Source organism: Rhizobium ruizarguesonis (assembly GCF_017357285.1).
GTDB lineage: Bacteria > Pseudomonadota > Alphaproteobacteria > Rhizobiales > Rhizobiaceae > Rhizobium > Rhizobium ruizarguesonis.
The window spans coordinates 250,119-273,485 of the sequence record NZ_CP071680.1; the positions used below are offsets into that span (position 1 = coordinate 250,119).

Consider the following 23,367-nt stretch of genomic DNA (forward strand, 5'->3'; position numbering starts at 1 on the left):
ATCTTAGCGTTTTGGCTTTCGGTCCATGATGCGTTTGTTGTATTTCGCCGCTAGCACGGGTGCGGCGGCAAAGACGCGCTTTTCAATCTCATCCTTCTGTTCCTGCGACACCGCGCCAGGGCTGAACTCGCAAAGCGCTTCGATGACCTCCGCGCGGGACTGCCCGTGCTCTCCAATGCTCTCAGCGATCACGCGGTCCTCGACAGATTGCCAATCCACCGTCGTAGGTTCGGTCGTTGCGAGTTCTTGAGCCGCTATTTTGCCCAAGGTACTTCTCGCGCCAAGGGACTTCTGCAGGGCAGTGATACCGCTGACGCGCTTTTGAAATTCCTCATATTCATTGAAGGGTGGCTTGAGGTAGGACCGACTGGCAATCTCCTTCGTGCGCATCTGAGTGATGAAAGACGGAACAGACGGCTTTGGCGCATCCATCTCTCCATCTGTGAAAAGATTGGGGAATAGCCGCTCGCGGTAATCAACCGGGAAAGCTATCCGCACGGGTGTTTTTGGTGAGACGGACTTCAGAAAGCCATGATCGAGCAGGGCCTTCAATGTGTTTCGCGCTGTACGCTCGGGCGACTTCGTGATGAAGCCGATATCGCCGCGATCTATCGAGCCATGTTTCAGGACCGCCGAGATGATGTCCGGGGCACGCTTATCGTCGATAACATCTTCGATCAATTTGCGATACCGGCCCTCAAGCTTGTCGAAAGAGAAGACAGCGTTGGAAAACTGAATCTGGTCAAGGACCACCGACAAGAACCATTCGCAATAGTCTTGAAGTGCCTTTGCAGAAAGATTGCCTCGACCATCTCTATCATTCATCCGCGGCTGGTCGGCATGATCCATCATGCCTTTGTATTCTGTTTTGTCTTTGAGGCCACGGGCCAATCCACGCGATATGGACCACAGTCCTTTCCCGCCCACACCTGCTTCCTGAGCCATGGCGTGCGACATCAGTCGGCTCACCCGGCCGTTCCCGTCCATGAAGGGGTGGATGAAGTTAAGACGGTGATGTGCCGCCGCGATGGCGATGATCTTGTTGGTAGCTCCGGCCTGCGCGGCTGCGTAGCGCTTGGAAAAATAATCCATGAACGCTTTGACATACTGAGAGGATGGCGGCTGGTGTCGACCGACGGAGACATCGTCGTCGCTTTTTGATCTGAACGCGCCGGGAACGATCTCGACCTTAGGTCCATCACGGCCTTCGAGAAAGCGGAATTCTTCCGGCATCTCCTCATAAAAGCGGCGATGTACCCAAGCGATGAACTCGGAGGATGTTGGTGATGGCAAGGCACCATTCCGGCTCAAGCGGTCAATTTCACGTTGAACGATAACATGCGCCTTGGCCTCCAGGGCCAAGGGGCGCGTAGCCTCCTCGATTTCAGCGCCCGCGAGCGCTCGCTCGATGTCCTTGGGACGTGTGTTGTGCCCTTCGATCAGGTTCGAGTAATAGCAGTTCATTACCCTCACGAGGTCAGACAGCTCGAAGGCGGCGTCGTGGTGCAGGCCGTGGCCCAGCTTAGGAGCTGACGCCTGTATCTCCACGACGAGATCGGAGATCGAGGATGGGATGCTTTCCTCGAAGAATGCGGGCTCAATTCGGGTCGCGACTTCCTCTGCCATTTTTTGCCGATCTTTGGATCTCGAAAACATGATTATATCTAGGAGGTTAACGTGCTTAGATCAAGAAAATTGCCGATGTTGATTGCCGATCTTTGAAATTTGCAACGGTTTGATGGTTTTGCCGATGTTTGCCAGGATAATTGTTTTGAAAAACCCGAAGCTTACGCGCGTCGGAGCGGCAAACCTGCCGATGTTGGTTGCCGATCTTTCGCTGCCCAACAGCTTTTATCCGGGCGGCGATCCCGAGATCACGAACCGTCGCCCTCGACTGGGACGAACACTGGGATATGACGCCGGAAGAAGCGGTCGCGTCGTTTGACCTTCTCACGCCATGCGCTCGGCTGCCATTTCGGTACCCTTTAATCTGACAGACGAGCCGGTCGAGGAGCCTTCGCAACGGCTAGATCAGGAACTTCACCGCCTGGGCATCGATCGTGCGAGATTTCATACACTCAAGCCGGGGGAGGGGTGGACCATTCCAGTGGCCGCGCGACCGGTTCAGGGCGATCGCCATCTGGTTAATCGCGCTGATGAACCATAATCGTTGGCCTCGCCAACCGAAAAACTCCTCTCGGCGGCGTCCTTGATTGCAGCAAGGCCTTGAATCCTGGCTTTGCATTGCCAATCTGGCGAGGATCGACATGATGTAAGGGGAGCTCTACGGCAGGCATGAGTGAGGTTCAACGACGAGGATTCCTGGCGAGGCTCAATGCATATGAGCCGCTGACATTGATCGTGGTGGCATCGATCGCCGGTGGACTGTTCCTGCTCCAGCGACTGACGAGCGAAGTCCTGGAGGGCGAGACATTCCGCTTCGATGAGGCGATCCTGCTGGCGTTGCGACGGCCGGGCGAACTTGCCGTGCCGATCGGGCCAGGCTGGCTGACCCATGCCGTCGGCGATATCACCAGCCTCGGCGGTATCACCGTTCTCTCGCTGATGACGGTTCTCGTCACCGTCTACCTTTTGCTCGACCGGCGCTGGCCGATCGCGATCTTTGTCTTTTCCTCGGTGCTGACCGGCTGGCTGGCGAGCACGGTCTTGAAGGTCCTCGTCGCCCGGCCGCGCCCCGATATCGTGCCGCACCTCGTCGAAGTCAGCGATCTCAGCTTTCCCTCTGGACATGCGATGGTCTCGGCGGTGACCTATCTGACGCTGGGCGCGTTGCTGGCGCGAACGCAGCGTTACCAGTCGACGCGAATTTTCGTTATGGGCGCCGGCGTCTTTCTCGCCGTCATCATTGGTTTGAGCCGGATCTACCTCGGCGTCCACTATCCCACTGACGTCCTGGCTGGATGGTGCGCCGGCGCGCTCTGGGCGCTCGGCTGCTGGCTGATTTCAAAGCGATTCGTTCCGAGCCGCGCGCCAGATGATGTTGCCGAGGCCGGAAAACCGTAAGAAGAGATAGCAGTTCAGGCTGATACGTGATTTCCGCCATAAACGGACAAGAACCATGACAACTTTGACAACGATCACCTCGACGGTCACGGCCGCATTTCTCGGCTCCTTCGTCGAGGTCGTTGAAGCCTTCACCATCATCCTCGCCGTCGGCGTCACGCAGGGCTGGCGTCCGGCCTTCATCGGCACCGGTCTTGCACTCGCCCTTCTCGCTCTTCTCGTACTGGCCCTCGGTCCGCTGCTCGCCCTTATTCCGATCGAGCTGATGCAGTTCGTGATCGGAACGCTGCTCGTCCTGTTCGGCCTGCGCTGGCTGCGCAAGGCGATCCTGCGGGCCTCCGGCTTCATCGCGCTGCACGACGAGGAAAAGGCCTTCGCGACCGAGACCGACAGCCTGCGGCGTCAATCTGCCGAGCGTCGCGCCAATTTCCTGGCAGGGACCGCGGCTTTCAAGGCGGTGCTGCTCGAGGGGATCGAAGTGGTGTTCATCGTCATCGCCACCGGCGCCGGACACGGCATGATCGGTTATGCCAGCCTTGGGGCCGCCGCGGCCTGCCTGCTGGTGCTGATCATCGGCATCTTCGTGCACAAACCGCTCTCGGCGGTTCCGGAGAACAGCCTGAAATTCGTCGTCGGGCTGCTGCTCAGCGCCTTCGGCATATTCTGGGTTGGCGAGGGCGTCGGCGCCGACTGGCCGGGCGCCGATCTTTCGCTTCTGGCGATCCTTGCCGTGCTCGCCGTCTTTTCCTTCGCGGCAGTACGGATGCTGCGCCACTATTCCAATGCCCATGCCGAGGTGGCCGCATGATGAATATTCTTAAGGTCGCGTTGAAGGAATTCTTCGGCATGTTCATCGATGACGGCGCGCTGGCGCTGGCGGCGCTGCTGCTGATTGCCGCCGTCGGCGTTCTGGTGAAGTTCGCGCAGGTCGACGCGCTGCTCGGCGCTGCTCTGCTTCTCGTCGGCTGTCTGCTGATCCTCGCCGAGAGCGTGGCGCGCGCGGCACGGCAGAAGTTTCAGCGGAAATAGCCTCAGACCGCTATTGCGGCACCTGGAACAGGTGGCGGATGCGCGTCACCAGCGAACTCATCGAACGGCCGTTCAGCGTGGCGCCTTCAGTGGCGAAGGAATGCTGGCCGGTCTCGATGCGGCGTGACAGGGTGGCGGCAAGCTCTTCGGCGATGCCGGGCCGGTCGTGCAGCAGCGGCGTCAGGCTTGCCTGGGCAATCTCGTAGACGACGACGAAGGTCAACGCCCGCAGGCTGGCGGCCTCGCCGACGCCAATCAGCAGCCCGCTTTCGCCGAAATAATCGCCCGGCGCCAGCCGGCCGAGTTCGATTTCCTTATGGCCTTCCTGGCGGGTGGCGACGAGGGCGCCGCTACGCACGATCATCAGCGATGCGACCGTATCGCCCTGCTCGATGAGGATGGCATCCTTCTTGTAGGTCCGCCGCGTCATCGAGGCTGCGAGCGTTTCCTTCTCGTCTTCGGTCAGTGAGAAAAACAGCGGGATGGCGTCGAGAAGCTTGAGCGGCGTCGGCCGGTGCGGCTTCGCCATATCCTCCGACTGCAACTGGTCGGGCGGTGGCCCGGCGGCGTCGAGCGGTCGTGCCAAGGTGAGGCCTGCGGCCTTGATATGACGGTAGATCAGATCGAATATCTCGTTCTTCGCCGGCCCCGCCTGGCCGATATCCCTGACGCGGAAGGAGAGTTCCACCTCCATTGCATCTGATGTCAGCGATTTGATCTGCACCCCGGGTTTCGGTTCGGTCAGGATCGAGTCGCTGCTCAAAAGCACGGCGCGCATGACCTCGATGATCGACGCCGGCCCGATCGTCGGCACGACCCGGACCGTCAGTGAGGCGCCGTGACTGCGGTCGGGGCTGCTGAGATTGGTCAGCCCGACCTTGGCCAGAAAGCTGTTGGGCAGCACCACCAGGTCGTTAGAACCGTTCAGCAGATGGGTGGAGCGCCAGTTGGTTTCGACGACGCGGCCCTCGATACCGTCATTCAGTACGATCCAGTCGCCGATCGTATAGGGCCGGCCGAGATTGAGCGCGATGCCGGAAAAGACGTCGCTCAAGGTGCTTTGCATCGCAAGGCCGAGGATGATGGCAAAGACGCCTGACGTGGCGATCAGCGTGCCGACGGGAAAGCTGAAGACATAGGCGACCACAGAAAGGATCGCGCCGAGATAGATCAGGCCGATGACCAGATCCTGAACGAGGCGTCCTTCTCTCGGCTGGCGCTCGAAGATCAGGAAGACGCGGACGAAGGCGATCAGCGCCCAAGCGGCATTGATCCACCAGACCACCTTGGCAAGGGCGATGAAGACACGTTCGAAGGTCGAAGCCGGCACCGGCCCGACTTCGTAGGGCACGATGTCGTGATAGAGCAGCAGGACGGTCAGCGCCGCGAAGAAGAACACCTGGCCGGCAAGCTTCCAGCTCGGGAAGGGCCGAAGCGCTATGCGCGTGACGATCGCACCGACCACGGCCAACGTCCCGGCCTGGACGACAGGATCGGCAAGCACTCCGGACCATGTGACATTATCAAGCATCGACTGTCCATTCGCTGGAGCATGATGCCGAAAAGGGTGAGCGGTTTCCGGACAACATCATGCTTCACTCTTGAGTTCTAATGGTGGCTTCGCCGTATCCTGACTTCCAATCCGACCGCGAGGCAACCGTAAAACAGCGCCAGCGCCCAGAGCGTCAGAAACGGCGTGCGGACGTCGCTCAGCGGCGCCCCGAGCTGCGATACCGATACGATTCCGTTGATGGCGGAACTGCTGGGAACCAGGAGCGCCAGATATTGCAGCGCCTTCGGCATCGCCTCAGTCGGCCAGGAAAAGCCAGCGAGAAACAGGAAGGGAATGCCGATCGCCGCAAACACCAGCTGGACGGTGAGAGGGCTGCGGAACAATGCCGCGACCACCATGCCGAGCGCGCTGACGGAAAGCACGAAGGGCAGCGAGACGGCGAAGATGATGAGCGGTCCCCCGAGCCTTGGAATGTCGTAGAGATAAGGCAGCACGATCAGATAGAAGGGCAGCACCACCGCCTCCAGGACGAGGTAGGCGAGCAGCTTGCCGAGCACGGTTGCGAGAGCGCCGGCCGGTGAGCGGGCGAGCCCGTCGTTTGGCAGCGTTCCGAGCAGGCCGACGCCGATCAGGAGCATCTGCTGCAGAAGGAGAACGAAGGCGGCGGGCAGGAGATAGGTGGCATAGCCCCCCTGAGGGTTGAAGAGCGGCACCGCCGTCAGCGGCATCGGGTCGGAAGCCGCAGCGGCGACGGCAGGATCGACATGCATGGCGACCAGCCTTGCAGTCTCGACCTCGGCGCCGAAAGTCTTGGCGACGGCAGAGACGCCGCCGGAGATGCGCGAATAGATCAGGAAGTAGCTGGCATCGGCATAGAGCGCCACGGGCGAGGGTCGTCCGTGCAGCAGGTCGCGCTCGAAATATTTCGGGATGACGAGGATGCCGTAGAGCTGGCGGCCGAAGACCTCGCGCTCGGCGCTTGGCTCGTCGGGCAGTTCGGCGCCGATGGACACATCGGCCGAGGCATCGACGCGGCGGGCGAACTGGCGGCTGCTGTCGGTGCCGTCGAGATCGACGAGGGCGATCGGCACGTCGCGCAGGGCCTCGCCCCGGTAGGGCTGGGGATAGAGGGCGGCATAGATGCAGGCCGCCAGAATGAGCACGGAGAATGCCGGCCGCAGCGACAGGATGCGCTGCAATTCGATGCGACAGGTCGCCAGCACGCCGTTCATCGGGTGGCCTCCCGCAGTGCCGATGCCTCGCGCCTGTTCCTCGATCTCATCGTCTCCAGTCGCACCACGGTGACGGATGCAAGCAGGACGACGAGGAAGAGCAGCACGAGGATCGGTTTCCACGACAGATCGAGCGGCGTGCCGCGGATCGTCTGGTCGATCCTTGCGATCAGGTACCATGTGCCGGGGATCATCTGGCCGTAATAATAGGCGAAGTCGTTCATGCCGATCCTCGGGAAACCGATGCCCATGAAGCCGAAGGCGGGCGCGGCGAGCAGCGAGCCGATGCTGATGGCGCTCGCCATAGGCCGCAGCAACAGCGCCAGCAGCACGCCGATGAACTGGCTTGCGAGGATAAACAGGGTGCCGGCCATCAGCAGCAGCCAGCGATTGCCGCGCAGCGGCATGTCGAGAAGATCGAAGAGGACCAGATCGGCGATGCCGAGCACGGCGAGAAAGATCAGCGTATAGGGCAGGATCTTGCCCGCCAGCGCCGGCCCCAACCCGCCGCCCAACCGTCGGAGGATACGCAGACGGTGGCGGCTCTCGACGTCGAGGCCGAGCGAATAGGCCATCGTCGTGATGATCACCACCTGCAGCACGCTGGGCATCAGGGCGGCAAGAAGGAAATGGGCATAGTTGAGGGTGGGGTTGAAGAGCGGGTTCACCTGTACCGGAACGGGAGCGAGAGCGGCCTGTGCGGCGTCGACCGGCTCTCCCTGGGCGGTGCGCAACGACAATCTGATGCCCGCAGCCACCGTCGGCACGGCGGCGTTGACGCCACGCAGCACCAGATTGCCGGTCGTCATCGTCTGGCTGTTGTAGAAGAACACCACTTCCGGCCGGCGGCCGGACAACACGTCGCGCTCGAGATTGCGCGGCAGCATCAGCAGGCCGTGAACCTCGCCGGAGAGGATGAGCTGCCGGCCTTCGGCGAGGTCGCTGACGGCAAGCGCGACCGACGTATCCTGGCTGGCATCGACCATGCGGATGATCTGGCGCGACAGATCGGTGCCATCCTGATCGAGCACGGCGATCGGCAGGCGGGTTGCCAGACCTGCGCTGAAAACCGCGGCCAGAAGGCCCATCAGCAGCAGCGGCAGGACCGTCGTCAGGAACAAGAGGAACGGCCGGCGGCGAAACCAGTGGAACTCCCGCGCGAAGACGAGAATAAATCCCGGGTGCACGCGCCCGCGCGGCGTCATTTCAACGCTCCGACCAGGCGGCGATGACGCTCATGCCGGGCCGCAGGCCGTCCACCGCTTTTACCGGAACGGCGCGCACCTCGAACGTCCTGAGATCGAAATCGCCGGTCGCCCGCGTCGCCCGCCAGGTCGCGTACTGTCCCTGTGCATTGATCATGGTCACCTTGACCGCGATCTTGTCGGGGCCGATTGCCGGCACGGCGACATCGAAATTGTCCCCGACCTTCAGGCCCTTCAGCAGATCCTCGCGCAGGTTGAACGTGAACCAGGGGTTCTGGAGATCGATAATCGAAAAGAGTGGCGCGCCGGCGATGAAATTCTCGCCGAGTTCGGCAACTCGCGTCGTGACCTGCCCGGAGATCGGCGCATGGATCGTCAACTCGGAAACATTGACCTGCTGCTGATCGAGCGAGGCGCGCGTCTGCTCCACCTGCGCGGCGGCAAGCGCCTTCTCCTCCTTGCTGGAGCCGGCGACCGCCAGCCGCACATTGGCCTCGGCGGACTCGCGCTTGCGGATCGCTGCCTCTAGATTGCGGGCCGCCTGGTCCGCCTGAGCCTGGGTCGAGGCGCCGGTAGTGATCAGCCTGGCCTGACGCGTAGACTCTTCCTGGTAGAGGGTCACATCCGCCACCGCCGCAGCAAGTTCGGCGTTCGCCGCATCGATCGTCTCGGGACGCGTGCTGTTGACGCGGGCAAGATCGGCTTGCGAAACGGAAAGGGCGGCTTGCGACATATGAAGTGCCGCCGTCAGTTCGGGACTTTCAAGCGCGGCGATGACACTGCCGGCCTCGACATTGTCGCCGACATCGACATTGAGCTGGGCGATGCGGCCGGAGACACGCGGGCTGATATCGACCCGATTGGCGGAGACCTCGCCTTGGACGATCAGCGGCGGCGGGCGTGTTGCAAACCAGAGCAGGATGCCGAGTGCTGCCAGAACCGCCAAGGCGATCACCGGCCGAAGAATTCTGGAAGCTGTCATGACCCACTTTCCCTTGGCGAATGACGTCGCCCGGATGCATTTGGAAGACTGGTAGGTCAGCATTGCCGGTCGGTACAGAGATGTCAAATGACTGTTTCTATGTAACAACCGGTCTGTTCGGCGAGGGTCTTGCAACCTTTACCCGAGGGAGGGTGTGGGCCTCGCCCGCGCGCCCTTGTCCTGTTCGAAATCTCGGGCGGCGTACAGGTTCCGCACACAATGGAGTGGCACTAACGCCGAGATTTCTCGTTGTTTTGGCCAAGCGGCTCAACCTCATCTTGGCGGCGCCCCATCCTTGCGGCGCCACAAGCGCTTGAGCGCTTACAGCGCCGCGCGTCTTTTAGACGCACGGCGCTGTAACACTTTCAATCCTCGCATCGTACGTTCCGAAAATCGATTTCGATTTTCGAGTCTTTGTTTTTACGCATGTCGTTGTCGCAAAACCGCTGCACACTTTTGCGCGACATGCATTAGGTGCGCGGCTTCAGATTTTCTGGGTCATAGATCGGCTTGTATCCGACGCCGACAACCTCCACCGGATAGCTTTCGGCAAAATACTCGACACTCAGCCTGCGTCCGACCTGGCAATGCGACCAGGGCAGATATGCCAAGGCGATGTTCTTTCCGACCGTCGGGCCGTAGGCGACCGAGGTCGTGTAGGACCGGCGGCCAAGCTCGTCGACCAGAACCTCTCCCGTGGCGGGATCGACAACCGGCATGCTGCCAACGGGATAACGCTTCACGCCCGATTTGTCGGTATGCTCAGTCATCACAAGCGTGCAGAGCATCGCCGGCTGGTGCTCGCGTGCCTTGTATTCCAGATGTTTTGCCTTGCCGCGGAAATCGGCTTCCTTGACCTTCGGACGGGCGAGATCGGCTTCGATCAGATTGTACTGGGTCAGCAGGTCGGCGTTTTGCAGGCGCAGGCTCTTTTCCATGCGGCGCGAGTTTGCATAGGTTTCGACGCCGAAGGCCATCACACCGGTCGAGCGCAGCGCATCCCAGACGGCGAGGCCGTCTTCGTACTTCATGTGCAGTTCCCAGCCCTGCTCGCCGACATAGGAGATGCGGAAGGCGGTGACGGGCTTGCCTGCGATTTCGATCGGCTTGATCGCCGCAAAGGCGAAGTTTTCCTGATCGAGCCCGGCCGGATCGGCCACAGCCTTCTTCAGCGTGTCGCGCGCGTTCGGACCCCAGATGCCGATCGTCACGAATTTTTCCGAGACGTCTGAGATGATCACGTCAAGGCCGCGGTCTTCGGCGACGCGCTTCATATAGTGTAGGTCGCGCGGGCCGGCATCGGCGCCGTTGACGAGACGGCACCGGTCGGCCATGCGGAAGACGGTGAAGTCGGCGCGCACCATGCCTTCGTCGTCGAGGAAGTGGGTGTAAACGCCCTTGCCGATGTTTGCATCGCCGCCGATCTTTGCGGCGCACAGCCATTCCATCAGTTCGACATGGTCAGGTCCCTCGATATCGACCATGTGGAAGTGGCTGAGATTGACGATGCCGCAATCCTCGCTCATCGCCAGATGCTCGGCATTCGACACGCGCCAGAAATGGCGGCTGTCCCATTCGTTCTCGCGAACCGGGACGCGGTCGGCGTATTTCTCCAGAAGGTGCTCGTTGGCGGCGTAGCCGTGCGCACGCTCCCAGCCGCCAAGTTCCATGAAGTAGCCGCCAAGCTCCTTTTCGCGCTCGTAGAACGGCGAGCGCTTGGCGTTGCGGCCGGATGCATAGGGTTCGCGGGTGTGAACGGCCGGGAAATAGATCTTCTGGGCGGCTTCGTAGCAGCGGCCCTCGATGAACTCTTCCGTCAACTGATGCGGATAGAAGCGGGCGTAGTCGATGCTGTTGTGATCGATTTCAGTACGGCCATCGGTCATCCAGTCGGCGATCAGCTTGCCGTAGCCCGGGCCGTCCTTGACCCAGATGGCAACGCAATACCAGAGACCGCGCACCTTCTGGCTCTCGCCGCAGGAGGCGCCGCCGCCGGCCGATACTTGCAGCAGGCCGTTGAAGGAGTGACCTTCGTTATAGCCGAGTACGCCGAGGATCGGCGTCAGTTCCATGGCGCGCTCGAGCGGCTCGATGATCTGTTCCATCTCGAGATCACGCTGCGAGGGCGAAAGGCGCGCTTCGTGTTTTTCGAGAATATCGCGCGGATGGCACATGCGCGGATTGGTGGCTTCGTAGTAGCCCCACTCGATCTGACCGCCCTCCGTCGTCGCCGGGTCGCCGGTATCGCGCATATAGGCGGAGTTGCCCTGGTCGCGCAGCAGCGGGAAGCCAATTTCCTTGCCGGTGCCTTCAAACTCGTTATACGGACCGAAGAAGGTGAGCGGGTGGTCGACCGGCATGACCGGCAGGTCTTCGCCGACCATCTCCGCGATCAGGCGCCCCCAGAGGCCGGCACAGACGATGACGTGGTCTGCCATGATCGTGCCGCGATGGGTGACGACGCCCTTGATGCGACCGCCTTCGACGATCAGCGACTTCGCCGGTGTGTTGCCGAACACCTGCAGCTTGCCAGCCTTTTCGGCGGCATCGACCAGCTTGCCGGCAACGGTCTGCGAGCGCGGAATGACGAGGCCGGCATCCGGATCGTAAAGGCCGCCCATCACCTGATCTTCCTCGATCAGCGGGAACTTCTCCTTGATCTCGGAAGGGCTGACATAATGAGCGCGGGTGCCGAAAGCGCGGGCCGAGGATAGCTTGCGCTTGATTTCCTCCATCCAGGCATCGTCGCCGGTGCGCGCCACTTCGAGGCCGCCGATGCGGGCGTAATGGCCCATCTTCTCGTAGAAATCGATCGAATATTGGGTGGTCCAGACCGACAGATAGTCGTGGCTCGTGGTGTAACAGAAGTCCGAGGCATGGGCTGTCGAGCCGATATCGGTCGGTATGCCCGACTTATCGATGCCGACAATATCGTCCCACCCCCGCTCGACGAGATGATGCGCGATGGAGGCGCCGACGATACCGCCGAGCCCGATGATGACGACCTTTGCCTTTTCCGGAAATGCTGCCACGTGCTGTTCCTTCTACTTATCGCACGAATTAAAATACCCTAGCCGCGCTTGACGTACGCTTCGCGCGTGAGATGCAGGTGCCAGCCAGCCTCGTAAGGAGTGTCACATTTGCCGAAGCTGCGGAACCCCCAGACCGCTCCGCATGGCAGCTGCGATGAGGGTATTATGCATAAGGCTGATAATCGTCATTGGTCCTACGCCGCCTAGTACGGGCGTAATTGCGCCAGTCCGGATCGAGGCGGCGAGGCAACCGCAAAACAGCGCCGGCACGGCTGCGATCCGTCCCGCATCGAACGGTCTGGCAATGACTGGCGACGACCGGATATGGCGAGCCCTTGCGGCTAGCTTGCCCCGGGATCACGGCGCTGAAATCGCCGCAAGCCGGTCGATGTCCGCGAGCACGATGTCTTCCGAAACAGGCTCGCGATTGTGCAAGCGGAACCATTCGGCCGCTTCCCGCACGCGGTCTCCATGCGGCGATGGATAGGCGCCGAGTCCGAGAACCCATTCCCGTACGGTCTCGCGCTCCATCCGCCCGGCCCGGTATCGGTCGCAGACGGTTTTCGCTGATGCGACGAGATCATTGATGCTTTTCACGAGATATTCCTCAATGCACGGACGGCTCGTCATCTTCGAGAAACGATCGAATGCCGTCGCGGGCGACGACGGCCAGGAATTCGTCGAAGGCATCCCGGTCAGTCGCAAATGGCTCGTCCCAGCGGATCAGATCTTCCGCTTGCGTGACCACTTCCATCGTCCAGTCTTCATTGCTGCCCGATGTGCGGAAGATATCGACGAGCACGGTGATCCCGTCGTCGGTGAATTCTCCCGCCAGTTCGGAGTGTTCAAGCTTTTCTTTTTTCGCCATCATTCAGCCACCTGCACCGGGCGGTGCGTCGTTTTTGAGATATTCTTCATATTGAACCGTCTCGGTTTCATTCGTGTCGATCGAGGCATCTGCGCGCTTTGCCAGGCGAACGCCAGCACCGCCACCATTTTCCGGGATGAAAACAACGCCTGCGCCTTCCAAGGCGTGCTTCATATCCTGAAGGGTCCGTTCATAGGGAGAGCGTTTTCCAGCCTCGAAATTAGCAATCGTCGCTTTGGCGACTTTCGAGGCCGATGAGAGATCGTCCTGAGACCATGCCAAAAGGGCGCGAGCAGCGCGGCATTGAGCGGAAGATAGACTCAAAACAAATAACCTTGCATCAAAAGTGTGATTCTGCCTCCGGTAGATTATATAAAAAATGTAATCTCCAGACAAGACACGACGAGAAATGCGCATGACGGAATTGGGCATTTTAAGCCGTTTGACATTTGCCAATCCGAGAGTTGCGATCTCCCTGGAGTGGTCTGCCTATTCCATTCTTTAGACCATAATACTCCACGCTCATCTGGCGAAAGGGAAGATTGATTGACTGTATATTATTAACATCTAATTTAGATCATACTTATCACGTGCGGGGAGGCAATAATGCGTGAACCAGATATGCAAAAACTCGATGCGCTTGTCGGTCGTCTCGTCGGAGACGTCGGCGCCGCCATGTCAGGTGCCTTGGTCGTGCTTGGCGACAAGGTCGGAATCTTCAAGGCGATGGCCGACGGAACGCCGATGAGCGTCCAGGATCTTGCCAAGAAGACAGGGATCAAGGAGCGTTATCTCAGGGAATGGCTGAGCGCCCAGGCGGCCGCGGACTATGTCGCCTACGATGAAAAGACGGATCGTTTCAGCCTGACGCCGGAACAGGCGATGGTGTTTGCCGAGGAAAACAGCCCCGCCTTTTTCGTCGGCGCCTTCGAGGTCGTCCAATCCATGTGGATGGACGAGCCCAAGGTCGCCGACGCCTTCCGCACCGGCAAGGGTCTCGGCTGGCATGAGCACAGCACCTGCCTTTTCCGAGGCACCGAACGGTTCTTTCGCCCAGGCTACAACAGCCATCTCGTCGCCGAATGGATACCGGCTCTTGCCGGGGTCGAAGAAAAGCTCAAGGCCGGCGCCAGTGTCGCCGATGTCGGCTGCGGTCATGGGGCCTCGACCATCCTGATGGCGCAGGCCTATCCCGCTTCCCGCTTTACCGGCTTCGACTATCATGGCCCGTCGATCGAAAGAGCAAAGGCCGCCGCAAAAGATGCGGGCGTCGCCGACCGTGTGACGTTCGAGCAGGGTTCGGCGGCGGAATTTCCGGGGCGCGGCTACGACATGGTCGCCATGTTCGACTGCCTTCACGACATGGGCGATCCGGTCGGCGCCGGCCGGCATGTCAAGGAGACGCTTGGGCCGAACGGGACGTGGCTGATCGTCGAGCCTTTCGCTCATGACCATCTCAAGGACAATCTCAACCCGGTCGGCCGCGTCTATTACGGGGCGTCGACGATGATCTGCACGCCGGCATCGCTCTCCCAGGAGGTGGGGCTCGGGCTTGGCGCCCAGGCAGGAGAAATGAAGCTTCGAAAGGTCGCGCTCGACGCCGGATTCACGCATTTCCGTCGTGCGACGGAAACGCCGTTCAACATGGTGTTCGAGGTGCGGGCCTGACGCAGCTGGCCGGCTATCTCAGTTTTCCGATGACGGCAAACAGACCATCCCCCGGCATTTGACGATGATGAAAGACGGGCAGTTCTCCGGCCCCATCCGGACGAAGTTCTGCCAAAGGGTCGACCAGACCGATTCCATCTCCCGCATTGGCTTTCCAAGCCAGGTTTCGGAGCGATCATGAAGGAGGACAGGATCATGGTCATGGGGCCTTTGATCCTGAGACGCTACTCGTCCGACGTTTGAAGGCCCACGGAAACCGCACCTCGCGAAGCTCGCTCCCGCTCATGGTAGCCGTCCAAGGGGAGGGCGTCTTCATAGTGATCGGGTTGGGAGGCCTCCTGGAACTGTTGGCGGAACCGGGTCGACATTGAGGCAGGTGATGACGAAACGACGGAGAATTTCGCTCTGCTGGCCCGCGAGAAACACGTGCAAATCCACGGCTTCACCAACCGTCAGTTGAGGCTGGCTTCGTCGATATTATCCTGGTGCAGCCGTCAAAGGCGGGGCCAGGTCTGCGACTCACAGACTACCTTGAGGACGCAGCCCTTCATCTTCAGCGCATTGCCGGAGACCGTCAGGGAGCCGTCGTAGGTCTTTTTCGCATCTGGATCGGTGATCTTGCCCTCGTAGCTCCCGTCCTTGCCATTGAAGTTCCCGATCTGCTCGCCGGCATGTTTACCGGACTTCAACGTGATGCAGTAGCCACTGCCACAGGGAGCGATCGCGGCGGTATCGCCAAGTTCGGTCTTCCAGTTCCCGACGATCGGGTCTTGTGCATAGGCGATGGCGGCGGAGGCTGCGAGGGCGGCGGCAGCGAATATTACGCGGTTCATGATGTCCTCCTCGGTTGAATTGCCCGGAGACTACCTGCTTACGCCATCCGAGGCTCGTAGCTTCTGGTATGCTCTGTCCGGTTGGGACCTGCAATTTTGCGAAACTTCTGATCGTGGAAACGAACGCCCAAAGCCAATCCGGAGAAGCATTGCCGGTAACAGCATTGAGTATCGCCTGACGAAGGTGAAGCACCCCTGGACCAACGGACAGGTCGAGCGGATGAACCGGACCATCAAGGAAGCCACTGTCAAGCGCTTCCACTACGACGATCACGCACAACTGAAACAGCATCTTGCCGACTTCATCGACGCCTACAACTTCAAGCGAAGATTGAAGACGCTCAAAGGGCTCACGCCCTACGAGTTCATCTGCAAGCAGTGGACATCCCAGCCGAAACGATTCAGATTAAATCCAATCCATAAAATGCCGGGACTGAAAGGCTAGGCCAGAACCTCGAATATTAGCGTGTGCAGTTCGGCGTCGGTCGTCCTTCCGCGCAGTGCTTCACCGCTGCTGCGGCCGGCTGCGTCCCACTCGTGCCCGCCAGGGTTCCGACATGGGTGGCGTAGTTGTCGCGAGTGTCCTGATCGATTACGGCAACGGGTGCTGCGAGAACCAGGCCGGCAACGTTCCCAGCAGCCGTCGCCGCTCCGGTGGTCGCCACCAAAATCTGGTCGCCAATTCCGACGTGGCTGTCGGTCAGCGTCTGCCCCTCGGATATACGCTGGCCAATGAGCTGCACGATTTGTGGCGATTCCGCGAACTTGCCGTGGTTCATGCTGTCGCCGGATTTGATCTTGGTAAGGTCGATCACCATGATCTTGTTGTCCTCGAGCTCCTTCTTATACGGGGCCTGCTCCGGGTCGATGGCGCCGAGCCGGGAGACGTCGCCCCAGACCCGGCGCGAAAACGCAAGCGCCTTGTCGTCACGGGAGACAAACAGCGTGAACTGTGGGTGCTTCTTTCCCATATCGGCGATCTGCTGCCGGAACACGTCCACGTCGACGTCGGGAGCCGCCAGCATGACGTTCTTGAACTTCTCCGGCAGCCGGCCATTGCGGATAGCCATCTGGCGCAAGGATTCCAGAGCCAGCCAATTGCCCATCGAGTGCGCGAGGATCGAGACTTCCTTCACCTCGGGATCCTTTGCCAGATACTGGAAAAGCGTCTCCAGGGCGTTGCGGGTATAGTTGGTGCTCTCACGGTCATAGCCGTAGGCGAGCAGGCTGCCGCGCGACGGCCATGTCACCAGGATGGGCGCACTATGGACGCCGGAGTCGTGAACGATCTGCGCGAAACGGTAGACCGCATCCTCGAACCGGTTGTTGAACCCGTGGATGAAGACAAGGACACTACCGTCGGGCGTCTTCCTGACGCTCGCGCTCAGCCACTTCTTGGCCTCGTCGACGTTGAGATCGTCGGCCTTCACGGTCGCGAAGTCCGTCGCCGGATTGGACGGTAATCTCTTCGGCCAGGCGACCTGTCCTTCCTTGCGAACCTTGCTGGGCGGAATCGAGATCGTCATGTCGGCGAAGGCCGGGGCCAGCGCACGTTCTCCGTTGAACATCTCCCCTGGAACGGTCGACCGAGTGCGGGTCGTCGCGATCAGCATGTCGACCTTCGGCGACTGCGGCGACGTGTCGGCCACGGGTGTCAGCACGTCCTTTGGATGGCCGCCACATCCCGCAAGTGCCATGGCCGCCGCACATACAAGAAGCCAACGAAACCAACTCGCAGGAGCCAACGCCCGCGCAACGCTACTATTTCTGCCCACGCATCGCCCTCATCCAACAATCTCTTGACAGGCCCTCGACTGCCTCGTCCTAACAGTAGTAGACCCCGACGGTGCAGCGCCAAACCTTCGTGATTGCCTGGCCAACGACACGTGCCCCTCTGGATCGATCGTTACAATGCGGCCAACGCTACAGTCGGACGACGGCAAAAGCCCGTAACATCTGGTAGCATCTGTGCCGTAGCGGCTTGGTTCACCTGCCCCCGCGGCGCTACCGCGGGACAAGCACAGCCGATCCTTGAGGCCGCCAGAGCATTGACGCCTCCACCTCGTCAGACGCGGCAAGGCCAGCCTTTCTGATGTCCGCGATCAGTCTTGCCCTGTCGGCGGGTCGGAGGTTTCTCGCCTTGAGTTCGGCCACCACGTTGGGAATGAAATCCGGCCGCATCGCGTTGAAACTGGAAGCCTCGCGGCGGGCGTCGTCCATCATCCCCGCATTCACGTAGATGACCGCGGCGACGGCATGGAAGAGCGGAAACTTCTGTAGATTTGCCTGCTTGATCTCGATGACCGCAGTCTCGTCGTCATGCAGCATGTAGGCGGCGAGCGCGCGGGTGCCGTGGTAGTAGCCGCCGCCACCTGGGTTGAGGGCAAGAGCGCGGTCGAGCAGCTCGGCACCACGTTGCCAATCCCCACTCATCGCGACACGCGTACCAAACTCTCCGAGCAGTTCGGTATCGTTTGGATTGGTCGCCAATGCCTGTTCGCCAACGTGGAGGGCTTCGGAAACCTCCTGATGGAAGAACAACGCCGTCATCAGCGCCTGATGGGCGCGTGTGTTGTCCGGATCCAGCTGCACGGCGCGACGGGCCGCCTGCAGGCTGCGATCAATCGGAGGCGACCCGTTGGTGTTCGGATTGAACCGGAACCGGTCCTCGTCGAGATAGATGATGGAGAGCATCGCCCATGCGGTGGCAAAGGATGGATAACGGGCGACGGCGCTTTCGAGGCACTGCCGCACCTCCAAGTGCCGCGTGGCGCTCAATTCCGCTCGGTATCCATAGAAGCTCAGCGTGCAGGCGTAGGCGCCAAGATCGTCAGGGGGCGGATTGGAGACGTCCGCCTGAGCCATGATGCCGTAGGGCTGGGCCACTGCGCTCGCCACCTTGTTTGCGACATCAGACTGAATGCCGAACAGATCGCCACTCTTGATGTCGTTGTCGTAGGTCTGCGACCACAGGATTTCGTCATTTTCAGTATCAAGCAGGCGGGCCGTTACGCGAATGCGGTCACCCGAAACACGAACGCCGCCCGCAAGGAGGAAGCGGGCGCCCAGCTCGCCACGCACCTGGGACGCCTCGACGCCGGAGGGCAAGGACGTCGATGTCTCGCGACCGAAAACCCTGATTTCCTTGAAGCGAGGAAGGGCGGTCAGAAGCTCCTCGGTCAGCCCCGCCGCATAAAGGGCAGCCTGCGGCCCGTCTCCGAGATTGGCGAACGGGGCGACGACGAGTGTCGGACCTTCCTCGATGGATTCCTGGGATGTAGAGCCCAACCCTATCGGTAGCAAGTAGGCAGAAGCGGCCAGCGCCACTATGACCACGCCGAGCATGATGCCAGCTCCAATACCGAATGGCGTCAATTTCTGAAATCGTTGGCGCAGTGTCGCAAGCCGATCGTCAGAAGGTGCCGGGGCCTCTTCATTCCAGAGGAAAGACGGCGCGTAACCGCCTTTGGGGATGTCAATTCTGATCGGATCATGTTGTCCTGCGATCAAATAGTAGCGCTCCAGCGTGCGCCGCAGCCGACCAGCCTCTATTCGGACTACGGGATCGTCCTGCCTGAACCCTTCGCCCCGCTTGAACACTTCGATGGCAATCGAGTAGCCCTTTATGCGGTTGGCGCGACCGGCAAGCGTCTCCTCCGTGACATAGGTCAGGAAGGCGACGCTTCGGCCCACCTTCGGAAATTCATGACTGCAAAGGATATGTTCGAGCTGCGCGCGAATCTCGTCCTGGTTCGGTGGAGCACGCGACAAACCCGGCGCTGCATCGCGCGCCGGTGGCGATTGGTTCTGCATGGCCTTCTCCTCACCCGCTCTTGAGGCCGCGTATGCACGAAGTAGCTTTGTTTCACCGACGGACCGTAACCTACACTAGAAATTGAATGTCGTCCACAAAGGTAAGATCTTCGGGTGTAATCGCTCTACGTCGAACCGACCTATCCAGGTAGATATTGTGTAGTACTGCCCTGATCACCCCCACGAGCTGTCCGCGGCGCCGGGCGCCATACTAGTAAGTTACAGTTACATACTTGCGCTTTTACAGAGCTTGGCCACCATCGCGGTCGCAAGCAACCCCGTGTCTCCCGGTTGGATGGGGCCGAAGGGCTGCCGCAGGGGATTCGATAACTCATCGAATAAGACAGGAGTACGGCAAATGTTGACGAAGCGAGATCTATTTCGCTCCGCCGCGGCGATCGCTGCCGGCGCCGCGATTGCAAGGCCAAGCCGGCTGATGGCGCAAAGCTATCCCGGCATCATCGAGGCCAAGGACATCGCCGAGGAAGGCTTCATCTACGGTCTGCCGCTCGTGATGAATTATGCAGTTATGCAAGAGTTTGCCGTCGACAAGAACTCGGGGCAGTTCAAGGCACCGTTCAACGAAATCAACAACCTGCACCACGTCGCCACCCCTGAGGATACGGCAGTCATTACTCCGAACAGCGACACCCCTTATTCGTTCATCTGGCTGGATTTGCGCGCTGAGCCGATGGTGATCTCGGTGCCGATGGTCGAAAAGGACCGCTACTACGCGGTCCAACTCATCGACGGCAACACCTACAACTATGGCTACATCGGCACCCGAACCACAGGGGCCGAGCCAGGCGACTATCTGGTGGTTGGCCCCGATTGGAAGGGAGAAATGCCCTCCGGGATCGAGAAGGTCTTCCGGTCGACGACGCCGTTCACGCTCGCTCTTATCCGCACCCAACTCTTCAACCCCGACGACATGCCGGACGTTGAGAAGATTCAGGCCGCCTACAAGGCGCAGCCGCTTTCTGCCTTCCTGAAACAACCCGCTCCACCTACCGCACCCAAGATCGAATTCCTTCCTGCCACCACGGCGGGGATCAAGGATAACTTCTTCCAATATCTCGACGCGGCCCTGCAATTCGTTCCTGAGACGCCACGGGACAAGGCGATCCGCGCGAAACTTGCGAAGATTGGCATCGGTCCCGGAAAGACGTTCGATTTCAAAGATCTATCGCTCGAGCATAAGGCCGAAATGCTGGTGGGCATGAAGCAGGGCGACGGCAAGGTCGACAAATGGCTGGCCGGCGGAAACAAAAACATCAACGGCTGGAACGTCGGCTCGTTCTTTGGCGACGAGGCCTTCTACGACGGCGATTGGGTGATGCGAGCCGGGGCTGCAAAGGGCGGTCTTTTGGGCAACGATGCCTTAGAAGCCATGTACCCCTATACCCGGACGGACACGACAGGCGCGCCTCTCGACGGCAGCAAACACAAGTATACCATCACGTTTCCGCAGGGCCAATTACCGCCCGTGAACGCGTTCTGGTCCATTACCATGTACGACGGAAAGAGCCAGCTCCTGATCAAGAACCCGATCAATCGCTACCTCATCAACTCTCCGATGTTGTCTTCGATGCAAAAGGACCCGGACGGTTCAGTGACGTTGCACATCCAAAAGGACAGCCCCGGCGCCGGCAAGGAAGCAAACTGGCTACCGGCGCCCAACGGCACGATCTACCTGGTAATGCGCCTGTACTGGCCGAAGACGGAAGCGCCTTCGATCCTGCCGGCCGGCGAAGGCACCTGGCAGCCGCCCGGCGTCCATGTAGCGAAATAATTGCCCGACGACAAATCATCCCGACCATCGTGATGCCTGGCTTTGGAGGTCGATAGGAGGGAGCAATGATACGTTCGACGAAACTGCTCTGCGCCGGGGGGCGGCGTTCGAAGCGAACGCCAACAGAGCAGGGACGGCGACAAGGAAAGAGCGGCAGGGCGAGCGGGCGCAATCATGGCCGGTCGCTCCGATAGGAGAGATTTGTACCATCATGTCCTGAGATCGCCTGCTGTCAGGCGATGCACGCGAATGGATGAAACCGGATGGCAAACGGTGTTGGTTTCGTAAAGAGCTGCCTCAAGGACCGTGCTGATGCGATCGAGGAGTTCGCATTGCGCAGCGAGGGGTTTCGCGACCTTTGCGACGACTTCGAGATCGCCAACAACGAAAAAGTGCGATGGCAACGGTCAACCGCTCCCGAGCGTGACGAGCGCCTCGCCGAATATAGGGAACTGATCGACAGCATGCGGGCCGAGATCGAGCAGACCCTGGACAGAGCCGCGGTCGTCCCTTTCAAACCGCCACGACGATAACACCAGGCATTCGACGCACACCAGATCAGATCAATCGCTCCAGGAGGGACAATGATGATAGACAGACTTGGCATCTTCGCAGGCGCGGCGCTCGCCGGCTTCCTCGCCCTAACCGCCGTCGGGCGCGCCGACACCATGAGCTACGCCGATGCGGTCACGACCCTCGCTAAAGAGTGCGGCTCCGACATCAAGAAGCTCTGCAATGGCGAGAACCTCGGGAACGGCCGCATCCAGGCTTGCCTCGAGAAGAATGCGTCTAAGGTCTCCCCGACCTGCACGTCGACCCTTGGCAGCGTCATGTCATCGATTGCCCAGCGCCAGGAGGCGCAGGCGTCGGTGTTCAAGGTCTGCCAGCATGACATCTCCCAATACTGCAACAGCGTGAAGGGCGACGGGAACATCCTCTCCTGCCTCGTCGAGACGAAGCGCGTGGACAACAAGGGTTGCAACCAGGCAATCACCGACGCTGGATGGCGGTGAACCATGACCGGAAAAAGGAAGAACAAGATGATCGTTCATGGCCATCGCATTTCGCTGGCACTCGGCCTGCTAATGGCTCCGTGCATCGGCTTTGCCCAGCAGCTCGACAACACGCAAATCATGACCACTCTCGGACAGGTCAAGGCGGCGGCTCCCGCCGTCGACGTCGCTCTGCTTGTGGAGGAAGCCAACGCCAATGTCGGGAAGGGCATCGCGACCCTGCCCAACTGGAACAAGTTGTCAGAGCTCTCGCAGTTAATCGTCGAGATCGACTTCGAAAACAACTCGACTGCCATCGAGCCAAAATCCTACCGCACCGTCGGGCTCATCGCCGACGCCCTGCACCATCCGGACCTGTTCCGGTACAAGTTCCTGATCGTCGGACACTCGAGCGCGACGGGAACCGCCAAGCGCAATCTCGAACTCAGCCAGAAGCGCGCCGACGCGATCAACGAAGCGCTCTCGACCACCTTTGCGGTTTCGCCGGATCGCCTTTTTTCAGTGGGAGCCGGCGAGGAATGGCCGATCGATCCAGGTCACCCGGAGTCGGCAGACAATCGACGGGTTCAACTGATCAATCTGGGACTGTTGAAATAACGCCACTCAGTGGAAAAACGGGAGGAAGCAGATGCTTAGAATCTCCGATATGTGCCTGATCGCAATCGCAGCAGGTCTTCTGTCGTCAACGCCGGTTCTCGCGCAGGACGCCATCTCGGCGCCCGCGCAGAAGACCATCGGCGCACCTAAGTCAAAAATGGTGCCGTCGCTGGCCGTCCTCAATTCCGGAGGGGCGAGGCTCGAGAACGGCAAACTGACGATGAGCGGCGTCTCGGCCGTGTCTATCGTGTTTGCCGATCGCCCGGTGCGCTCTGCAGGTCACGTACTGACCTCCGAGTTCATCAAGCAGTGGGGCGAGGGGGCAGATAGCTTTGCCAAGGATCCTCCCAATGCGACGATATCGGTCCTGAGCGGAAAGGGAGATTCGGTCGCCGATGCGGTGGTCGTCCTGAAGACGCCAAAGCTCGAGGGAGCAAACCTCACCTTCGACGTTGCCGTGCTCGAAGGTGATCTCGCCGGAGCCGACGGCCCCGCATCGCTGTTCATCGACTGGTTTGCGGCACGTGGTCCTTACGGGGGCGTCGCCGTCGGAGGCGCTGGTTTTCGCGCCCCCGTCTGGCGTGGCGGATGGTATGCCCATCCGGGCGCCTATTACGGAGCGGGCGTTGTTGCGGGGGCGGCAATCGGTGCCGCAGTCGCAGAGGATCGTCGCTATTATCCGCCTCCGGCTTGCGGATATTACCCCTATCCACCCTGCTACTAGCGCCAGGCTATAGCAACATGCCAGTGCTGGTTTCGGCGCGTT

23 protein-coding genes and 1 pseudogene are annotated in these 23,367 nt (G+C 60.4%); 11 read left to right on the top strand and 13 right to left on the bottom strand.

What is annotated here, in order from left to right; all coding sequences use genetic code 11:
• Positions 1-3: 3 nt before the first annotated feature.
• On the bottom strand, positions 4-1,626 hold the full coding sequence (locus tag J3P73_RS29210) for a Fic family protein (RefSeq protein ID WP_130774330.1): 1,623 nt from the start codon (positions 1,624-1,626) through the stop codon (positions 4-6).
• 82 nt (positions 1,627-1,708) lie between these two features.
• Between J3P73_RS29210 and J3P73_RS29215 the strand changes: the two genes are divergently transcribed.
• The 4 genes from J3P73_RS29215 to J3P73_RS29230 all read left to right on the top strand — a co-directional run bounded on the left by J3P73_RS29215 (position 1,709) and on the right by J3P73_RS29230 (position 4,053).
• A complete protein-coding gene (locus J3P73_RS29215; RefSeq protein ID WP_164070807.1) occupies positions 1,709-1,945 on the top strand; it encodes a hypothetical protein in 237 nt (78 codons plus the stop codon).
• Positions 1,946-2,295: 350 nt separating this feature from the next.
• Entirely contained in the window at positions 2,296-3,024 is a 729-nt protein-coding gene (locus J3P73_RS29220; RefSeq protein WP_130690524.1) for a phosphatase PAP2 family protein, read from the top strand.
• Positions 3,025-3,079: 55 nt separating this feature from the next.
• Complete coding sequence (locus J3P73_RS29225) at positions 3,080-3,832, top strand: COG4280 domain-containing protein (RefSeq protein ID WP_130690525.1); 753 nt, start codon at positions 3,080-3,082, stop codon at positions 3,830-3,832.
• The gene (locus tag J3P73_RS29230) at positions 3,829-4,053 is read left to right on the top strand and encodes a hypothetical protein (RefSeq protein WP_027689945.1); all 225 of its coding nucleotides are present in this window, start codon (positions 3,829-3,831) and stop codon (positions 4,051-4,053) included. Before J3P73_RS29225 ends, J3P73_RS29230 begins: the two co-directional genes overlap by 4 nt.
• A 10-nt stretch (positions 4,054-4,063) precedes the next feature.
• On the opposite strand, the gene J3P73_RS29235 is transcribed toward J3P73_RS29230, so the two are convergent.
• The 9 genes from J3P73_RS29235 to J3P73_RS29275 all read right to left on the bottom strand — a co-directional run bounded on the left by J3P73_RS29235 (position 4,064) and on the right by J3P73_RS29275 (position 13,209).
• Entirely contained in the window at positions 4,064-5,584 is a 1,521-nt protein-coding gene (locus J3P73_RS29235) for a cyclic nucleotide-binding domain-containing protein (protein ID WP_130774329.1), read from the bottom strand.
• Positions 5,585-5,661: 77 nt separating this feature from the next.
• Positions 5,662-6,798: an ABC transporter permease gene (locus J3P73_RS29240; protein WP_130705520.1), complete on the bottom strand. Its 1,137-nt coding sequence runs from the start codon at positions 6,796-6,798 to the stop codon at positions 5,662-5,664.
• Positions 6,795-8,003 carry an ABC transporter permease gene (locus J3P73_RS29245; protein ID WP_075225197.1) on the bottom strand — a complete coding sequence of 403 codons (1,209 nt, stop codon included), beginning with the start codon at positions 8,001-8,003 and terminating at the stop codon, positions 6,795-6,797. Before J3P73_RS29245 ends, J3P73_RS29240 begins: the two co-directional genes overlap by 4 nt.
• Before the next feature lies 1 nt (position 8,004).
• Entirely contained in the window at positions 8,005-8,985 is a 981-nt protein-coding gene (locus J3P73_RS29250; RefSeq protein ID WP_130774328.1) for an HlyD family secretion protein, read from the bottom strand.
• 470 nt (positions 8,986-9,455) lie between these two features.
• Entirely contained in the window at positions 9,456-12,017 is a 2,562-nt protein-coding gene (locus tag J3P73_RS29255) for a GcvT family protein (RefSeq protein ID WP_130774327.1), read from the bottom strand.
• 102 nt (positions 12,018-12,119) lie between these two features.
• On the bottom strand, positions 12,120-12,287 hold the full coding sequence (locus tag J3P73_RS37785) for a hypothetical protein (RefSeq protein WP_392397920.1): 168 nt from the start codon (positions 12,285-12,287) through the stop codon (positions 12,120-12,122).
• 87 nt (positions 12,288-12,374) lie between these two features.
• Complete coding sequence (locus J3P73_RS29265) at positions 12,375-12,614, bottom strand: hypothetical protein (RefSeq protein ID WP_024319906.1); 240 nt, start codon at positions 12,612-12,614, stop codon at positions 12,375-12,377.
• Between the two features lie 10 nt (positions 12,615-12,624).
• Positions 12,625-12,885: a hypothetical protein gene (locus J3P73_RS29270; RefSeq protein WP_032982801.1), complete on the bottom strand. Its 261-nt coding sequence runs from the start codon at positions 12,883-12,885 to the stop codon at positions 12,625-12,627.
• Positions 12,886-12,888: 3 nt separating this feature from the next.
• Positions 12,889-13,209 carry a helix-turn-helix domain-containing protein gene (locus J3P73_RS29275; protein WP_130717947.1) on the bottom strand — a complete coding sequence of 107 codons (321 nt, stop codon included), beginning with the start codon at positions 13,207-13,209 and terminating at the stop codon, positions 12,889-12,891.
• 282 nt (positions 13,210-13,491) lie between these two features.
• On the opposite strand from J3P73_RS29275, the gene J3P73_RS29280 reads away from it, so the two are divergent.
• Entirely contained in the window at positions 13,492-14,553 is a 1,062-nt protein-coding gene (locus J3P73_RS29280; protein WP_018069878.1) for a class I SAM-dependent methyltransferase, read from the top strand.
• A gap of 494 nt (positions 14,554-15,047) precedes the next feature.
• Here the strand turns inward: J3P73_RS29280 and J3P73_RS29285 are convergent, their stop codons facing one another.
• Positions 15,048-15,386, bottom strand: coding sequence for a DUF2147 domain-containing protein (locus J3P73_RS29285; RefSeq protein WP_130688788.1), 339 nt, complete (start codon positions 15,384-15,386; stop codon positions 15,048-15,050).
• 157 nt (positions 15,387-15,543) lie between these two features.
• On the opposite strand from J3P73_RS29285, the pseudogene J3P73_RS29290 reads away from it, so the two are divergent.
• A pseudogene (locus J3P73_RS29290) lies at positions 15,544-15,831 on the top strand (integrase core domain-containing protein); the annotation flags it as partial.
• Positions 15,832-15,847: 16 nt separating this feature from the next.
• Here J3P73_RS29290 and J3P73_RS29295 read toward each other — a convergent pair.
• Positions 15,848-17,083: an alpha/beta hydrolase gene (locus J3P73_RS29295; RefSeq protein WP_018069882.1), complete on the bottom strand. Its 1,236-nt coding sequence runs from the start codon at positions 17,081-17,083 to the stop codon at positions 15,848-15,850.
• Positions 17,084-17,390: 307 nt separating this feature from the next.
• Positions 17,391-19,199, bottom strand: coding sequence for an adenylate cyclase (locus J3P73_RS29300; protein WP_130774326.1), 1,809 nt, complete (start codon positions 19,197-19,199; stop codon positions 17,391-17,393).
• A 358-nt stretch (positions 19,200-19,557) separates the two neighbouring features.
• On the opposite strand from J3P73_RS29300, the gene J3P73_RS29305 reads away from it, so the two are divergent.
• The 5 genes from J3P73_RS29305 (at position 19,558) to J3P73_RS29325 (ending at position 23,325) form a co-directional block, all read left to right on the top strand.
• Positions 19,558-20,991, top strand: coding sequence for a DUF1254 domain-containing protein (locus J3P73_RS29305; RefSeq protein ID WP_130774325.1), 1,434 nt, complete (start codon positions 19,558-19,560; stop codon positions 20,989-20,991).
• Positions 20,992-21,254: 263 nt separating this feature from the next.
• A complete protein-coding gene (locus J3P73_RS29310) occupies positions 21,255-21,524 on the top strand; it encodes a hypothetical protein (RefSeq protein ID WP_130717390.1) in 270 nt (89 codons plus the stop codon).
• Between the two features lie 51 nt (positions 21,525-21,575).
• On the top strand, positions 21,576-22,004 hold the full coding sequence (locus J3P73_RS29315; protein ID WP_130774324.1) for a cysteine rich repeat-containing protein: 429 nt from the start codon (positions 21,576-21,578) through the stop codon (positions 22,002-22,004).
• Positions 22,005-22,031: 27 nt separating this feature from the next.
• Positions 22,032-22,601, top strand: a complete 570-nt coding sequence (locus J3P73_RS29320; RefSeq protein WP_130774361.1) for an OmpA family protein — start codon at positions 22,032-22,034, stop codon at positions 22,599-22,601.
• Between the two features lie 31 nt (positions 22,602-22,632).
• Positions 22,633-23,325 (top strand): hypothetical protein, encoded by a 693-nt coding sequence (locus J3P73_RS29325; RefSeq protein WP_018483011.1) that lies wholly within the window; start codon positions 22,633-22,635, stop codon positions 23,323-23,325.
• Positions 23,326-23,367 lie beyond the last annotated feature (42 nt).

Bases quoted from the DNA above. Each gene is read 5' to 3' on its own strand.
- J3P73_RS29210 (WP_130774330.1), bottom strand. From the start codon at position 1,626: ATGGCAGAGGAAGTCGCGACCCGAATTGAGCCCGCATTCTTCGAGGAA.
- J3P73_RS29220 (WP_130690524.1), top strand. From the start codon at position 2,296: ATGAGTGAGGTTCAACGACGAGGATTCCTGGCGAGGCTCAATGCATAT.
- J3P73_RS29225 (WP_130690525.1), top strand. From the start codon at position 3,080: ATGACAACTTTGACAACGATCACCTCGACGGTCACGGCCGCATTTCTC.
- J3P73_RS29230 (WP_027689945.1), top strand. From the start codon at position 3,829: ATGATGAATATTCTTAAGGTCGCGTTGAAGGAATTCTTCGGCATGTTC.
- J3P73_RS29235 (WP_130774329.1), bottom strand. From the start codon at position 5,584: ATGCTTGATAATGTCACATGGTCCGGAGTGCTTGCCGATCCTGTCGTC.
- J3P73_RS29240 (WP_130705520.1), bottom strand. From the start codon at position 6,798: ATGAACGGCGTGCTGGCGACCTGTCGCATCGAATTGCAGCGCATCCTG.
- J3P73_RS29245 (WP_075225197.1), bottom strand. From the start codon at position 8,003: ATGACGCCGCGCGGGCGCGTGCACCCGGGATTTATTCTCGTCTTCGCG.
- J3P73_RS29250 (WP_130774328.1), bottom strand. From the start codon at position 8,985: ATGACAGCTTCCAGAATTCTTCGGCCGGTGATCGCCTTGGCGGTTCTG.
- J3P73_RS29270 (WP_032982801.1), bottom strand. From the start codon at position 12,885: ATGGCGAAAAAAGAAAAGCTTGAACACTCCGAACTGGCGGGAGAATTC.
- J3P73_RS29280 (WP_018069878.1), top strand. From the start codon at position 13,492: ATGCGTGAACCAGATATGCAAAAACTCGATGCGCTTGTCGGTCGTCTC.
- J3P73_RS29285 (WP_130688788.1), bottom strand. From the start codon at position 15,386: ATGAACCGCGTAATATTCGCTGCCGCCGCCCTCGCAGCCTCCGCCGCC.
- J3P73_RS29295 (WP_018069882.1), bottom strand. From the start codon at position 17,083: ATGGCACTTGCGGGATGTGGCGGCCATCCAAAGGACGTGCTGACACCC.
- J3P73_RS29300 (WP_130774326.1), bottom strand. From the start codon at position 19,199: ATGCAGAACCAATCGCCACCGGCGCGCGATGCAGCGCCGGGTTTGTCG.
- J3P73_RS29305 (WP_130774325.1), top strand. From the start codon at position 19,558: ATGTTGACGAAGCGAGATCTATTTCGCTCCGCCGCGGCGATCGCTGCC.
- J3P73_RS29310 (WP_130717390.1), top strand. From the start codon at position 21,255: ATGGCAAACGGTGTTGGTTTCGTAAAGAGCTGCCTCAAGGACCGTGCT.
- J3P73_RS29315 (WP_130774324.1), top strand. From the start codon at position 21,576: ATGATGATAGACAGACTTGGCATCTTCGCAGGCGCGGCGCTCGCCGGC.
- J3P73_RS29320 (WP_130774361.1), top strand. From the start codon at position 22,032: ATGATCGTTCATGGCCATCGCATTTCGCTGGCACTCGGCCTGCTAATG.
- J3P73_RS29325 (WP_018483011.1), top strand. From the start codon at position 22,633: ATGCTTAGAATCTCCGATATGTGCCTGATCGCAATCGCAGCAGGTCTT.